Source organism: Streptomyces sp. Ru72, from assembly GCF_002920635.1.
Lineage (GTDB): Bacteria > Actinomycetota > Actinomycetes > Streptomycetales > Streptomycetaceae > Streptomyces.
The window spans coordinates 1-14,932 of record NZ_PQSR01000146.1 but is presented as its reverse complement, the minus strand read 5'-3'; the positions used below and the strand labels follow the sequence as shown (position 1 = coordinate 14,932).

Genomic DNA, 14,932 nt, shown 5'->3' with positions numbered 1-14,932 from the left:
AACTGCCCGCCGTCGACATCGTCGCGAACGACGACGAGCACGGCGCCCGCCTCGCCACCGAGCACCTCATCGGTCTCGGCCACCGTCGCATCGCCCACATCGCCGGGCAGGGAGTGGTCGGCGCACTGCGCCGGCGCAGTTTCGAGACCGTGATGCGGGAGCACGGCCTCGAGGACTCGGCCGTCGTGGAACAGGGCGACCTCACCGAGGAGGGCGGCTACCGGGCCGCGGTCCGCCTGCTCAGCGCCGGCCAACGGCCCACGGCCCTCTTCGCCTTCAACGACATCGCCTGTGTCGGGGCCCTCTCGGCGGCGGAGGAGCTGGGGCTGCGGGTGCCACGCGACCTGTCCCTCGTCGGCTACGACAACACCTACCTCTCACGGCTGCGGCACCTGTGGCTCACCACGGTGGACAACGGCAGCCACGATGTGGGGCGCCGCGCCGCCGGGCGCCTCCTGGACCGCATCGCCGACCCGGGCCGCCCTGCGGAACTGGTCCTGACGACACCGGCGCTGGAGGTGAGGGGGACGACGAGCGGACCATCGGCCTGACACGTGGCTTCCGGCACCGCCGCGGCCGGTCAGCGTCGCGCGGCGCGCGGCAGCGTCAGTTCGAACCACACCGTCTTTCCGGCGCTCGTCCGGCTGGTCCCCCACTCGCGGGCCAGCGTGCTCACCACGCGCAGGCCGCGACCGGACTCGTCACCGGGTCCGGCGCTCAGCAAGGTGGGCAGGGTGTGGTCGTCGTCGTCCACCTCGCACAGCAGGGTGTCGCCGCGTACGAGCCGCAGTTCGACCGGGCGGCCGTGGGAGTGCCGTACGGCGTTGGTGACCAGTTCGCTGACCATCAACTCGGCGTTGTGCGCGAGCGTGTCGAGCCCCCACTCGTGGAGCTGTTCGCCGACGACCGCGCGAGCCCGGCCCACCTCGACGGGATCCAGGTTGAACCGCCACACGGCGACGTCCTCGGGTTCGATGCCGGCCAGCCTGGCCATGAGCAGCGCCACGTCGTCCTTGCGGCCGCCGCAGGTGTTGAGGGCGCGGATGATCGTGTCGCAGGCGTCGTCCATGGAGGCCGCCGGGTGCGCGGCGGACTCGCACAGCGTGGCGAGCCCGACACCGATGTCCTCACCGCGCACCTCGACCAGTCCGTCGGTGCACATCACCAGCCGGTCGCCGGGCGACACCGGCACCCGTACCGACTCGAACGGGACCCCGCCGACGCCGATCGGCGCGCCTGTGGGCAGGTCGAGCAGTTCACTGCGCCCGTCCGCCGCGCGGACGATCACCGGCGGGATGTGGCCGGCGTTGGCGAGGTGCAGTTCGCTCGCGATCGGGTCGTAGACGGCGTACAGGCAGGTCGCGAGGTAGGTGTCGCCGAGCCGCTGGGCGAGGTCGTCGAGGTTGCGCAGCAGCTGGGCGGGCGGCAGGTCGAGCGCGGCCATGGTCTGCACGGCCGTACGCAACTGGCCCATCATGGCCGCCGAGTTGAGCCCGTGCCCCATGACGTCGCCGACCACGAGGGCGGTACGGGCGCCGGGCAGTTTCACGGAGTCGAACCAGTCGCCGCCGACCCGTCCGAGCAGGGTGCCCGGGAGGTAGCGGGTGGCGATGTCGCAGCCGGTCATGCGCGGTGCGATGTGCGGCAGCATGCTGTCCTGGAGGGTCTCCGCGACGTTCTCCTGGTACGTGTACATGCGCGCGTTGTCCAGCACGAGGCCCGCGCGGGCGGCGAGTTCCGCACCCGTGACACGGTCCATGTCGTTGAACTCGGGACGCTCCGGATGACGCATCAGCGCCATGAAGCCGAGAACCACCTGACGCGCCTTCAGCGGCACGATCAGCATGGAACGGTGGGTGATGAGGGGCCGGATGTCACGCTTGTCGAACTGGGAGGCGATGGCGTGTCCCATCTCCTCGCTGATGCGCGGGATGACGACCGGCTCCCCGGTGGTCATGCACTGGAAGAAAGGCGTCTCCGCCGGGAACGGCATGGCCTCGCCGACGGGCACGACGTCTTCCCAGCGTCCCGGCTCGTCGGTGTGCTCCAGGGCGACCCGGTGCCACATGGTGGTGGTGTCGGGCACGCCGTCGGGGAACCCCTCGCCGGCGACGACCTGTTCACGAAGATACGTGCAGGCCACGTCCGTGAAGCGGGGCACCACGGCCTTGCTGACCTCGATGATGGTCTGCGCCAGGTCGAGGGACGTGCCGATCCTGCCGCTGACCTCGTTGAGGAACTCCAGTCGCTCACGCACCGCGGCGTACTCGAGGTCCTCGCCCTCGTCCTGAACGTCCTGCGGCACCGGGTGCCCTGCCGCCACGGCGCGCGCCGCCCGCTCCCGGCGCGCTCTGCGCTCCGCGCGCCGGGGCACGCCCCAGTCCGGGGTGACCGGCACCCGGTCGTTCTGGCTGAACTCCAGGATCGGATAGCCCAGTTCGAGGACCTGCGAGACGATGCGGGCGCTGTCGCCCACACTCATGCTGGGCAGGATCTCCGGCAGCCTGCGGGCGAGCTCCTCAGCGCCGGGGAAGTCGGTGTGCAGGGCGAAGCCGGGCGCGATGCGCGGGGCGGCCATGCCGTCCTCCTGCTGTTGCAGGGCGCCCGCGTCCGCGGCCAGCACCAGCAGCCGTTCCGGGCCCGGACCCACCAGGGGGTACGCCCACCACAGCACGTCCACGCGCTCGGTGTCGGGCACGGAGAGCCGGGCGCGCCCGGCGGCCGGGTACGACAGCCGCCCGTCGAGCGAGGACTCCAGGCCGGGGCCGAGTCCGTCGTACGCCACGTACGGCCCGTAGGGTCCGGTGTCCTCACCTTCGGGCAGGGCGCCGGAGACGGGCAGCAGATCGACGGCGGGCCGGCCGAGCGCGTCCTCCCTGAGGATGCCGAACAACCTGCGCGCACCCCGGCTCCAGTGCGAGACCAGCCCCTCGCGGTCCACCACGACCACGGCCAGCGGGATACGGCCGGCCGCGGTGTACTCCGCCGCGCCGTGCCCGGCCGAGGCGCCCGTCTCGGTGCCATGGTCCATGGCCCAGGCCCTTTCTCCCCGCTTGCAAGATCTGTGCCGCCACCAACACGGTAGGGCCCCGACTGGTTGGGATGTGCAGCATTACGCGAATTGGTCCCATGGGGGCGCACAGGTGCGCCCGAGGGCGCGCGGGGCGGTGGCATTCTGCGGCTCCGCCGCGTGGGCGCGGCCGGCCGCGAACAATCCGCAGCCGAGAGACCCGCGAGCCCCCACCTCCTCAGTCCTCGTGCCCCAACTGCAGATCACGCTCGGTACGACCGCCCCCGGCGACCTGCAGCACCGTGGCCACCGGCGGGTACCCGGCCGCGATCACCGTGTACTCCCCCGACGACAGATCGACGAATCGATAGGTCCCGTCCGCCCCGGTGGTCAGCGTGTCGACGACGTTGCCCGCGGCGTCCAGCAGTGTCACCCGCGCGTCCTCGACCGGCCGGCCGTCCCCCGCGCGGACGGTGCCCCGCAGCACCGCGCCGCCCGCGAGTTCGACGTCCTGCCGGGTCTCGCGCGAGGCCTGCACGGTGACGGGGAGCGCGGCCGGGCGGAATGCGGGGGCGCTGGCGGCGAGGGTGTACTCACCGGCCACCAGCTCGGTGATGACGTAGCTTCCCTCGCGCCCGCTACGGGTGGTCGCGACCACCTCTCCGTGCACGTTGGTGAGCGTGACGGCGGCGTCGCGCACCGGGGTGCCGTCGGCCGTGACCACGCTGCCCGCCAGCCGGCCCGCGCCGCCGAGCACGACGTCCAGTTCGACCGGCCGCTCCCCGACCGTCACCGAGACGGCCTGCGGCTGGTGGCCGCCGGCCGCGGCGATGAGGACGTAGGACCCGGAGCCGGGCGTGGACAGCGCGTACCGCCCGTCCTCGCCGCTCGCGCCCCGCCCGATCTGCACGCCCCCGACGTCGATGAGGGTGAGGGCCGCGCGGGGGACGACGGTGCCGTCGGGGTGCTGGACCGTGCCGCAGACGGGCACGCTGGCGGCGTACGGCGCGCGCGCCTGCGGGACCTGGGCGGAGGGCGGGCAGTCGGCTGGGGCGTTGTGGGACACCAGTGGTTTCTCCTTGAGGAAGAAGGCGATGAGCAGGCCGAGGACGATGACCGGGACGAGGTAGAGGAAGATCCGCGGCATGGCCTCGGCGTACGCCTCGATGTACGCGTTCCGCAGCGTCGGCGGCAGAGCGTGGACGAGTTGCGGCGTGATGGACTCGGGGTCGGGCAGACGGGCGCCCGCGCTCGCCGGCAGGCGTTCGCGCAGGGCGTCCGAGAGCCGGTGGGCGAACAGGGTCCCGAAGACTGCGGCGCCGACGCTGCCGCCGATCTGCCGGAAGTAGTTGTTGGCGCTGGTCGCGGTGCCGAGGTCGGCCGGGCGGACGGAGTTCTGCACGGCGAGGATCAGCACCGGCATCACCAGGCCGATACCCGCGCCGAGGACGGCCATCCAGACGCTGTACTCCAGCCGGGGCGTGTCCACGTCGAGCCGGGACAGCAGCCACATGCCGATCGCGGCGAGGACGCTGCCGAGGAGCGGGAAGGCCTTGTAGCGGCCGGTGCGGCTGATGAGCTGTCCGCTGACGATCGAGGCGCCGACGATTCCGGCCATCATCGGCAGCATCAGCAGTCCGGACTCGGTGGCGCTCGCCCCGTCGACCATCTGCAGGAAGGTGGGCAGGTAGCTGGCGGCGCCGAAGAGGGCGACGCCGATGACCAGACCCACCAGTGCGGTGACGTTGAAGACGGGGTCCCTCAGCAGCCGCAGCGGGATGAGGGGTTCGACGGCGAACCGCTCGACGACCAGGAAGAGGACACATCCGAGGGCCGCGCCCGCGCCGAGCCCCCAGATGACCCTCGAGTCCCAGGCGTACTCGGTGCCGCCCCAACTGGTCAGCAGCACCAGACAGGTCGACGTCGCGGCCAGCAGCAGGGTGCCGAGGACGTCGAGGCGGGCCCTGACGGCGGGCTTGGGCAGTTTCAGCACGGCCGTGACGACGGCGAAGGTGACCAGGCCGAAGGGCACGTTGACGTAGAAGCACCAGCGCCACGAGAGGTGGTCCGTGAAGTAGCCGCCCAGCAGGGGCCCGGCGACGGAGGCGAGACCGAATGCGGCGCCGATGAGGCCCATGTAGCGGCCGCGTTCGCGGGGCGGGACGATGTCCGCGATGATCGCCTGCACGCCGATCATGAGGCCGCCGGCGCCGACACCCTGGATCGCGCGGAAGGCGATCAGCTGGTCCATGGTCGAGGCCCGGCCGGCGAGCGCGGAGCCGACCACGAAGACCCCGATCGCGAACTGGAAGACGCCCTTGCGGCCGAAGAGGTCACCGCACTTGCCGTAGACCGGAAGGCCGACGGTGGAGGTCAGCAGGTAGGCGGTGATCGCCCAGGACATCCGGTCCAGGCCGTGCAGCTCGCCGACGACCTTGGGGAGCGCGGTGGCCACGATCATCTGGTCGAGGGCGGCCAGCAGCAGCGCGAGCATGAGCCCGGCGAACACCAGCCGGATCCGGCGGGGGCCGAGCGCCACGGGCGGTTCGGACGGCTCGACGCCGGCCGGCTCCCGGTGCGCGTCCGGGACCACGGACAGCACGGCCCGCTCGTCGTCCACGTCCACCGCAGTCGTCCCGCCCACGTACCGCTCCCCTCGTCGCGTCTGCGCCGCACATTTCTCGCATTGCGCGACAACAGGGATCAAGCGCGACGAGTCGCCCGTGAGACGGGCCGCGGAAGGTATGCGCCGGTCGGAGCGCTACGGCGCACCACCGCGCCCCGCGGAAAACCACTCGAAACGGTGAGCGCGAGAATCAGCCCGTCGACTGACGGCGCGCGCTCCGGGGAGCGGGACACCGGTCCCGAGCCCCCGGAGCGCACGAGGGGTCATGACGGCGCGTACGGACTCCCGCCGCTCGCGCCCGACGCCGTACGCCCCGTCACTTCTCCACGTCTGCGGCGAGCTTCGCGAGGATCGCGTCGTAGATCCGGGCGAGACCCTTGGGTGCGAAGGTCCTCTCGAAGAAGCCGCCGATGCCGCCGGCGCCCTTCCAGGTCGTGGTCACGACGACCCGGGACCTGCCCTCGCCGGCCGGGGTGACCCGCCAGGTGGTGACCATGGAGGAGTTGCGGTCCTTCTCGACGAGTTCCCCGTCGGTCGGCTCGCTGACCTCCAGCAGGCAGTCACGGACGCGCTTGCTGGTGGCCTGGAGCTTCCAGTGCACGAGGGTGCCCTCGCCGTCGCCGCCCTCGCGCACCTCGTACTCGCTGAACTGCTCGGGCAGCAGCCGCCCACGGGTGCCGCTGTAGTCGGCGAGCGCGTCGAACACCGCCTCCGCGTCCGCCGCGATGGTGCGCTCCGTGGTGGCCTCGACCTGCGCCATGACCTTCCTCTTCCTGTACGTGTGATGGGGTGTGCGCCATCCCATCACACCCGGGGTGCGGCTCCGGACCGCACCCGTGCCGTCAACTGCCGCTCATCCTCCGCGGACACCGAAAGGCGCTCCTCGAAGAACGCGAGCGCGCGCAGGTGGTACGCGCGCGCCGCCCAGCCGAGGCTGATGTTGTGGCCCGCCGCAGGCTGGCGTTCGACGCGGACCACCGGTGCCGCGGCGAGGCGCGCGGTGAGGTCGGCGAGGTCCCGCTCCCCGTGCAGCCACCACGCCTCGTGCTCGGCGAAGGTCAGCCTCACGGGGATCCGCACGCGCGGCGCCAGGTCCTCGAACAGCGCGGGCCAGTGGGTGACTTCGGCGGTCTCGCGAACCGGCATGGGAGCGATGAGGGAGCCGATCGAACGGAAGGTCCCCGGCGGATACAGCCACAGCGGACCCCAGTTGCGCCCCCGGTGTGCGCCGCGCCCGATCTCGAGCAGCTCGGCTGGCTCGACCCCGTATCGGTGCCCGCAGCCGGAGACGTCCAGTGCGAGCAGCCCGTCGGCGCGCGCGGCCGTCACGAGGGCGAGTTTGCCGCCGTAGGAGTGCGCCAGCAGGAAGAAGCCCGCTCCGGTGGCATACCGCGCGGCGAACTCCTCCAGGGCGGCCTGGAGCACTTCGGCCTGCTCGGCGAGGGTCTGCCCGTCGGGCAGCCGGCCGGCCGACAGCCCGTAGCCGGGCCGGTCCACCGCGAGCACCGTGAAGCCGAGGCGCGCGCCGAGGGTGAGGAGGGACAGGTCGGGGTGGGCCTGCCCGTCGAAGTAGCCCGCCGTCATTCCGCCGCCGTGCAGGGCGACCACGGTGGCGCGCGGCTCGCCGTCCGGCGCCTCGGCGAGCAGGCAGGACAGGGTGAGCCCCGCGGCTTCCAGGGTGAGGTGACGTACGCCCGTGGAGAGGCTCGCCGGCAATCTCGACTGCTGCATCTCTCTGTTATGGCGCAGACAGGGACACGGAGGTGAGGGGCGCGCCGACGGCCCGCGCACCGGCCCGCGACAGCCTGCCCGCAACTCCGCAGGTCGGTGGTCGACCTCCCCGCAATTCGAACCTGCGACCGAATCCACATCGCGATCAAGGGAACGTGTGTTCTATTCTGTGGCGCAGTGCTATCGAGGAGGCGCCCATGCGCTGGGATCATCTGGCCGAGAGCCCCGCCGCGGCCCGGGGCGCCGCGCTGTTCGACGCGGACGCGGTGACCACCCGTACCTTCGACACCCCCGAGTTCCGCGGCATCACCTTCCATGAGGTGCGGGCGCGTTCGATCGTGAACCGGGTGCCGGGCGCCTCACGCATGCCGTTCGAGTGGACGGTCAACCCCTACCGGGGCTGCACGCACGCGTGCGTGTACTGCTTCGCCCGCAAGACGCACGGCTACCTCGACCTCGACACGGGGCTCGGCTTCGACACCCAGATCGTGGTGAAGGTCAACGCCCCCGAACTGCTGCGCGCCCACCTCGCCTCCCCCCGCTGGCACGGCGAGCACATCGCGATGGGCACCAACGTCGACTGCTACCAGCGGGCCGAGGGCCGCTACCGGCTGATGCCGGGCATCATCGCGGCGCTGCGCGACCGCGCGAACCCCTTCTCGATCCTCACCAAGGGCACCCTGATCCTGCGCGACCTCGACCTGCTGAAGCAGGCCGCCGAGGTCACCGACGTCGGCATCTCCGTCTCCGTCGGCTTCACCGACCAGGAGCTGTGGCGCACCGTCGAACCGGGCACCCCCGCCCCGGAGCGCCGGCTGGACGTCGTGCGCACACTGGGCGAGCACGGCATCGGCTGCGGAGTCCTGATGGCCCCCGTGATCCCCTTCCTGAGCGATCACCCGGCCCAACTCCGCGCCACCGTACGGGCGATCGCCGCCGCCGGGGCGACCTCGGTGACCCCGCTGGTGCTGCATCTGCGCCCGGGCGCGCGCGAATGGTTCATGGCCTGGCTCGAGCGCCGGCATCCGTACCTCGTGCGCCGTTACGAGCGGCTGTACGCGGAGGGCGCCTACGCCCCGAAGTGGTACCAGCGCCGGATCACCGGCCAGGTGCACGAACTGGCCCAGGAGTACGGCGTCGGCCCGACGCGCCCCGGGATGCCGCGCAGGATCCGCCCGCCCGAGCCCGAACCCGTCGCGGCGGAGCCCACTGTGACCGGGCCGACGCAGCTCTCGCTCCTGTGACCGACGCACGGACGAGCGTCCGTTGGAGCCATGCCGGTCCTGGAAGCACCTCGGGGCCCGTTCCCGGCGCCCTGCGGCGCCGGGAACGGGCCCCGTCCGACGTGCGTCAGGTCAGTGCAGGCCCTGGACCGCCGGGTCGGTGAAGCCGACGGCGAAGACCGAGCGCAGGGACGAGGTCGTCGAGCCGTTGTAGCCGTAGCAGGCGTCCAGCGTGCTCGTCGGCGTGTGCTCGCCGTACCTCGGATCGCTCGGGCTGTAGCAGATGCCCTCGGTCAGCCCCCACAGCTCGTCGACCTGGGTCGCGTCGAGCTTCGGCCAGTAGCTCAGGGCCTGCGGCGGCCCAGCCGCCCAGTTGCCGCCGGCCGCACAGGTCGTTCCGGCCCGGGTGTCGCCGATCCACGTGTGGGAGTACACGCCGGGCTGGGTGCCGCAGCCCTTGTGGAAGGCGAAGTTCAGCACGCCCTGGTCGTCGGTCCAGGTCATGCCGCCCTGCAGCCCCCGGTAGCGGGAGGCGGCGTAGGCGTCCTGGATGACGGTCTTGCCGCCGGACATGTTGAGGAGCCCGGGGTAGGACGCGGAGCTCGTCGGGTTGAGCTGGTAGCGCACCACGCGGCCGCCGTCGACTCCGCCGTACCACTCACCGGTGACCAGCTTGTACGGGCTGCCGCCGGTCTTGTCGAGGGAGAGCCAGGAGTAGCAGAGGTGGTCGGGGTCGAGGCTGCCGGCGTTCGCGTCCGAGTCGCACGCGGTCGGTGTGCCCGACTGCTGGTAGTAGTGCACCTCGGGCAGCACGTACGGGTAGCCGCACGCACTGGAGCGGCCGCCGCTGATGCCGTAGGTGCTGACGCCGGAGCCGTAGTCGTCGACCTTGGCGAGCTTGTTGATGTCGAACACCCGGATGCCGTGCGCGGTGTCCGTGACGTAGATGTAGTTGGCGTACCAGACGATGCCGCCGCCGTGGCCCGTGACGAACTTGAAGTTCGACGCGCTCGAGGAGGTGCTGGTCGGCTCGGCGAGCAGGACGTGGCGGTACTTGCCGGTGTCGCGGTCGATGAAGGTGAGCTTCAGCAGGTTGTCCGTCTTGCAGCCGCTGGAGGTCTCGCCGGACAGCGTCTCGTAGTGCCAGGAGACCGCGGCGACGTGGTCGCCCTGGATCGCGCCGTCGCTGCCGTCGGCCGTACCGGTGGTGCTCAGACCCTGCGGGTACCAGTGCTGGGTGGTGTCGTCGCCGTGCGCCGACGACCAGCACCAGGCGACCTTGGTGGTCACCGGCGGCAGCGCCTTGGTCTCGTTGCCCGAGCAGGCCCGCATCGAACGCAGGTTCAGCCAGGAGTCGGTGGCACCCGAGGAGTTGGTGGTGTAGTTCGTGGTGACGACGTCCGTCAGGCTGGCATGGCTCGTCAGGTAGTTGTTGTAGAGGTTGTTCGTCGCTGCGACGTAACTGGTGTCCGTCATCTTGAACTGGTCGCCGCTGAGCGTCAGCGGCGTCACCGTGGGCGTGTCCGCCGCCGTCGCCGGCTGTCCCGTCAGCCCGGCGAACAGGGCGGCCGCAGCCGCGAGCACGGCCAGCTGTCTGAATCTGCGTATGGGCGCCACGCGCACCTTCCATGAAGCGAACCGAGGCATGCTCGTCTGGAGCATGCCAAACATGCGAAGCGCATAGAGCATAGGCGAGGCGTGCTGAACGGCACGGCGCTCATGGCGCATTGGGCCCGGAACGGGTGTGGACACCGGAGCCCGCGGCATGGCCTGTTGGGCACTCGTCGCGCTCACAGCGCTTCCCTGTACCTCGTCTGACCACGACCAGAAGGGGAGTCGACGTCTCCGGCGGACAGCCCGGCGCCGTGCGTATTTCCAGCGCGACGGCCTGCCGACCGGACCTGGGGCCCAGGGCAGTGAGCCGTCCGCCCTGGGCCCTTGGCGGCCGGGCGAGCCGCCGGCCGGCCCGAGCCCGTGGCGGCCGGCCCCGTGGTGACCGGTCCGCCACAGCCGTCGCTCCTGTGATCGACGCGCATACGAGCGGCTTGCACGGCCCAATCGGGTCAACCGCAACCTGAACAGCGCTCTTCCGGACGGCCTTTCCGGAACGATGCGGCAAGGACCCGGCACTCGCGGTCCGAACCCCTCCGTCCTGGGAGGTCCGACATGACACACCGCGCAGCCGTGCTGTGCGGCGCCGCCCTGGTGGTGGCCGGGATGCTCACCACGGTCCCGGCCGACGCGAGCACACCGCGCACCACGGACACCGCACCGGCGGCGCACCTCACCTGGAAGCAGTGCGGCACCACCAAGTATCCGACGCTCCAGTGCGCGACCGTCACGGTGCCGCTGGACCACGCCGACCCGCGCGGACGGCAGATCACGCTGGCCCTGTCCCGCGTTCCGCACACCGCGAAGACGTATCAGGGACCGCTGCTGGTCAACCCCGGCGGGCCGGGAGGCAGCGGTCTGGCCCTCGCCGGATACGTCGCCTCCTCGCTGCCCAAGGCGGTGGCGGCGCAGTACGACGTCATCGGCTTCGACCCGCGGGGCGTGGGGAAGAGCAAGCCGGCCTTGAACTGCACGCCCGGCCACTTCGCCCCGGTCCGCCCGGACACGGTTCCCCTCACCCCTTCCCGGGAGAAGGCGAACCTGGCCCGCGTCGCCTCCTTCGCCCGGGCGTGCGCCACCAAGTACGCGGACGTGCTGCCGTACATCGACACGGTCAGCACCGCGCGCGACCTGGACGCGATCCGGCAGGCGCTGGGGGCCGAGAAGGTCAGCTACTTCGGCTACTCGTACGGGACCTACCTGGGCGCGGTCTACGCGAAGCTCTTCCCCCAGCGGGTGCGCCGTCTGGTCCTCGACTCCATCGTCAACCCCGAGGGGGTGTGGTACGAGAACAACATCCGGCAGGACTACGCCTTCAACGACCGTCACCGGGCGTTCCTGGCCTGGGTGGCGCGGCATGACGCGGCGTACGGGCTCGGCACCGATCCGGCCGTCGTCGAGGCCAAGTGGAAGGCGATGCGGGCGGCGCTGGCCATGAATCCGGCCGAGAAGAAGGTGGGTGCCTCGGAGTTGGAGGACACCTTCATGCCGGGCGGCTACTACAACGGCTACTGGCCGCACCTCGCCGAGGCGTTCGCGGCCTATGTGAACGACAAGGACCCCCGTCCGCTGGTCGAGGCGTACAAGCGCTACGGCGCGGTCGACGCCTCCGGGGACAACAACTACTCCGTCTATGCCGCGGTGCAGTGCCGTGACGCCTCCTGGCCGCGCGACTGGGCGCGGTGGCGTGCGGACACATGGGCGGTGTACGCCAAGGCGCCGTTCATGACCTGGAGCAACGCCTGGTACAACGCGCCGTGCGCGTTCTGGCCGACGCAGTCGCTGCCGCCGGTGGACGTGTCCAACGACGCGCTGCCACCCGCGCTGCTGTTCCAGGCGACCGACGACGCCGCGACGCCGTACCAGGGCGGGCTGACGGCGCATCACCTGCTGCGCGGCTCCAGCCTGGTGGTCGAACAGGGCGGCGGCAACCACGGCGTCACCCTGAGCGGGAACGCCTGCCTGGACGGATACCTGGCGGCTTACCTCACCGACGGTACGGTGCCGCGCGGCGCCGGCGACATCGGCGCGGTGTGCCAGAAGCTCCCCGACCCCGAACCGCTGACCGGCAAGCCCGCGTTCCCGGAGGCGTCCGGCGCGGGCCACGGTTCGGCGCTGCACGGGCTGCTGGGCTTCCACGGCTGAGCGGCCGGGGGACGGCGCCCGTCGGGGCGTGGAAGGTCACTGTCGGACCCGTGGTCCACCATGGGACCCATGAGCGAGCTGACCAGGATTCCCGCCCCCGACGGGGTCGCCCCCGCCGCCCCTTACTCCCACGTCGTCATGGGCACCGGACGCTTCGTCGCGATCTCCGGCCAACTCGCCCTGGACGAGGACGGCAAGCCGGTCGGCGAGGGCGACCCGGCGGCCCAGGCCCGGCAGGTCTTCGAGAACCTGCGCCGCTGTCTGGCGGCCGCCGGAGCCACATTCGACGACGTCGTCAAACTCACCTACTTCGTCACCGACATGGCATACATGCCCGCGATCCGCGAGGCCCGCGCGGCGCACATACCCGACGACCGGCTGCCCGCGTCGTCGGCGGTGCAGGTGGCGGCCCTGGTGCGCCCGGAGTTCCTGATGGAGATCGAGGCGTACGCGATCGTGCCGGGTTGATCCGCGGCCCGGTGATCCCGCGCGGTGGTCACCGCCCGCCGGGAATGCGGGCCAGTGCGCGGACCGCCGCCTGAGCCAGCGCCGGATGGGCGAGGGCCTCGTTCAGGACGGGTCTGGCACGGGGGTCGGCGAGTGCGCCCAGCCCCTCCACGCAGGCGAGCGCCACCTTGCGGTAGGGATCGTGCGGGCGGAGCCGGCGCTGCAACGTGGTGATCAGCGCGGGCACGGCCTCGGGGGCGCGCAGTTCGACGAGCAGGCGTACGGGATGGAGGGCGTAGGCGACGCGGAGCTCGTTGGTGGCGAGGGCGGCCGCCGCGCGGGCGGTGCGCGGGTCGCCGAGCCGGGCCAGGGCGTGGGCGGCCGACGCGCAGCGCTGCGGGTCGCGGTGGTTGAGCAGCAGGACGAGCGTCTCGAAGGACCGCCGGTCGCCCGCGACGCCGAGCCGGAACGCGGCCAGTTCCCGGGCCCACAGCGGCTGCCCCGGCTCGGTCAGCACGGCGGCCAGTTCGTCCAGATCACCGGTGGCCGCCAGCCGCTCGTGGAGCGGGGCCCCGGCGCTCTCGGCCTGTGAACGCTCCGTGAGCGATCGCAACTCTTCGTCCATGCTCCCGAGCCTAGGCGCGTGGCCGGTACGGCGGGACCCAGATCACAAAGCCGAGGGCTGGCGCGCTCGTTACCCACGGGTTAAGCTCAGACGAGCGAGTTACCCACTCGCGAGACTCGCGGCGGCCTGGTGACGCAGCCGTCGTGAGTGCTGGTCGGTTCGGTACATCGTGTACCTCAGTACGACTCGGCTCCGGGACAGGGCCGGTCGGTTTCGCTGTTCCGGACGTGTGCACGTCCGTGACACGGCTCCGGGCGTGTGCGCTCGTCAGCCCGGCAAGCACCCGCACTCTCCGCCCTGTGGTGCGCCCTCGGCGCACCCAGGCGCGCTCCCTCAGTCGTCACCCTCATTTCTGGAGTCCCGCGATGGCCACTCCCTTCTCCGACACCGCCCTGTCCCCGCTCAAGACCGTTGCCGTCGTCGGCCTCGGCACCATGGGCACCGGCATCGCCGAGGTGCTCACCCGGGCCGGCCGCGAGGTCGTCGGCATCGACATCAGCGAGGCAGCCGCCTCGAAGGCCGTCGCCACCCTGGAGACCGCCACCGCCCGCGCCGTCAGCCGTGGCCGCATGACCGAGCGGGATCGCGAGGACGCCCTCGCCCGCTTCCGCACCTTCACCGACCTGCGGGCCGCCGCCGACGCCGACCTGGTGATCGAGGTGGTCCCGGAGTCGTACGAGATCAAGCAGCAGGTCATTCGCGCCCTCGACGACATCGTGCGCCCGGAGACCATCCTCGCCACCGGCACCAACGCCCTCTCGGTGACCCGGCTCGCCGCCGACTCGGCCCACCCCGAGCGCGTCCTCGGGCTGCACTTCTTCAACCCGGCGCCGGCGATGCGGCTGGTGGAGATCGTCTCGTCCGTGCTGACCGCGCCCGCGGTCGTCACCGCGGTCACCGACCTCGCCCTCGACCTGGGCAAGGAGCCCGTCGCGGTGGGCGACCGGCCCGGTTTCGTCGCCGACGGCCTGCTGTTCGGCTACCTGAACCAGGCCGCCGCGATGTACGAGTCCAAGTACGCCTCGCGCGAGGACATCGACGCCGCGATGAAGCTCGGCTGCGGGCTGCCCATGGGACCGCTCGCCCTGCTCGACCTGATCGGCATCGACACCGCGCGCACGGTCCTGGAGGCCATGTACGCCGCCTCCCACGACCGTCTGCACGCTCCCGCGCCGATCCTCAAGCAGCTCAGCGAGGCGGGCCTGACCGGCCGCAAGGCGGGACGCGGCTTCTACACCTACGAGGCGCCGGGCAGCCCGGTCGTCGTCCGCGACGCGCTGACCCCGCTGGAGGGCGACTCCCTCGTCCCCGGTCGCACGGTCCGCTCGGTCGGTGTCGCGGGCTCGGGCACGATGGCGTCCGGGATCGCCGAGGTCTTCGCCAAGGCCGGGTACGAGGTCGTGATCGCGGCCCGCACCGAGGAGAAGGCCCAGGCCGCCAAGGCCCGTATCGGCAAGTCGCTGGCACGCTCGGTCGACAAGGGCCGGATGACCACGGAGGCGGCCGCGCAGACG

The 14,932-nt window shown here is 71.8% G+C and carries 11 protein-coding genes; 5 read left to right on the top strand and 6 right to left on the bottom strand.

From position 1 onward, the window contains the following. A partial coding sequence (locus tag C3488_RS36590) for a LacI family DNA-binding transcriptional regulator (protein ID WP_146068003.1) occupies positions 1–551 on the top strand: 551 nt, incomplete at its 5' end. 29 nt (positions 552–580) lie between these two features. On the opposite strand, the gene C3488_RS36585 is transcribed toward C3488_RS36590, so the two are convergent. From C3488_RS36585 to C3488_RS36570, 4 genes are all read right to left on the bottom strand, one after another. Further along, positions 581–3,031 carry a SpoIIE family protein phosphatase gene (locus tag C3488_RS36585; protein ID WP_103845176.1) on the bottom strand — a complete coding sequence of 817 codons (2,451 nt, stop codon included), beginning with the start codon at positions 3,029–3,031 and terminating at the stop codon, positions 581–583. A gap of 217 nt (positions 3,032–3,248) precedes the next feature. Next, on the bottom strand, positions 3,249–5,603 hold the full coding sequence (locus tag C3488_RS36580) for an MFS transporter (protein WP_258053871.1): 2,355 nt from the start codon (positions 5,601–5,603) through the stop codon (positions 3,249–3,251). 349 nt (positions 5,604–5,952) lie between these two features. Beyond that, positions 5,953–6,396: an SRPBCC family protein gene (locus C3488_RS36575; protein ID WP_103845175.1), complete on the bottom strand. Its 444-nt coding sequence runs from the start codon at positions 6,394–6,396 to the stop codon at positions 5,953–5,955. Between the two features lie 44 nt (positions 6,397–6,440). Further along, positions 6,441–7,367, bottom strand: a complete 927-nt coding sequence (locus C3488_RS36570; protein ID WP_103845174.1) for an alpha/beta fold hydrolase — start codon at positions 7,365–7,367, stop codon at positions 6,441–6,443. A gap of 197 nt (positions 7,368–7,564) precedes the next feature. Here C3488_RS36570 and C3488_RS36565 point away from each other — a divergent pair, with 197 nt between their 5' ends. Next, the gene (locus tag C3488_RS36565; protein WP_103845173.1) at positions 7,565–8,611 is read left to right on the top strand and encodes an Rv2578c family radical SAM protein; all 1,047 of its coding nucleotides are present in this window, start codon (positions 7,565–7,567) and stop codon (positions 8,609–8,611) included. 111 nt (positions 8,612–8,722) lie between these two features. Here the strand turns inward: C3488_RS36565 and C3488_RS42175 are convergent, their stop codons facing one another. Further along, complete coding sequence (locus C3488_RS42175; RefSeq protein WP_258053870.1) at positions 8,723–10,207, bottom strand: hypothetical protein; 1,485 nt, start codon at positions 10,205–10,207, stop codon at positions 8,723–8,725. A gap of 549 nt (positions 10,208–10,756) precedes the next feature. Between C3488_RS42175 and C3488_RS36555 the strand changes: the two genes are divergently transcribed. Both C3488_RS36555 and C3488_RS36550 read left to right on the top strand, forming a co-directional pair. Then, entirely contained in the window at positions 10,757–12,346 is a 1,590-nt protein-coding gene (locus C3488_RS36555; RefSeq protein WP_103845172.1) for an alpha/beta hydrolase, read from the top strand. Positions 12,347–12,415: 69 nt separating this feature from the next. Then, the gene (locus C3488_RS36550) at positions 12,416–12,814 is read left to right on the top strand and encodes a RidA family protein (protein ID WP_103845171.1); all 399 of its coding nucleotides are present in this window, start codon (positions 12,416–12,418) and stop codon (positions 12,812–12,814) included. 28 nt (positions 12,815–12,842) lie between these two features. Here the strand turns inward: C3488_RS36550 and C3488_RS36545 are convergent, their stop codons facing one another. Further along, on the bottom strand, positions 12,843–13,418 hold the full coding sequence (locus C3488_RS36545; RefSeq protein ID WP_103845170.1) for an adenylosuccinate lyase: 576 nt from the start codon (positions 13,416–13,418) through the stop codon (positions 12,843–12,845). A 365-nt stretch (positions 13,419–13,783) separates the two neighbouring features. Between C3488_RS36545 and C3488_RS36540 the strand changes: the two genes are divergently transcribed. Then, positions 13,784–14,932 (top strand): 3-hydroxyacyl-CoA dehydrogenase NAD-binding domain-containing protein (locus C3488_RS36540; protein WP_181139344.1); only part of this gene is annotated, 1,149 nt, incomplete at its 3' end.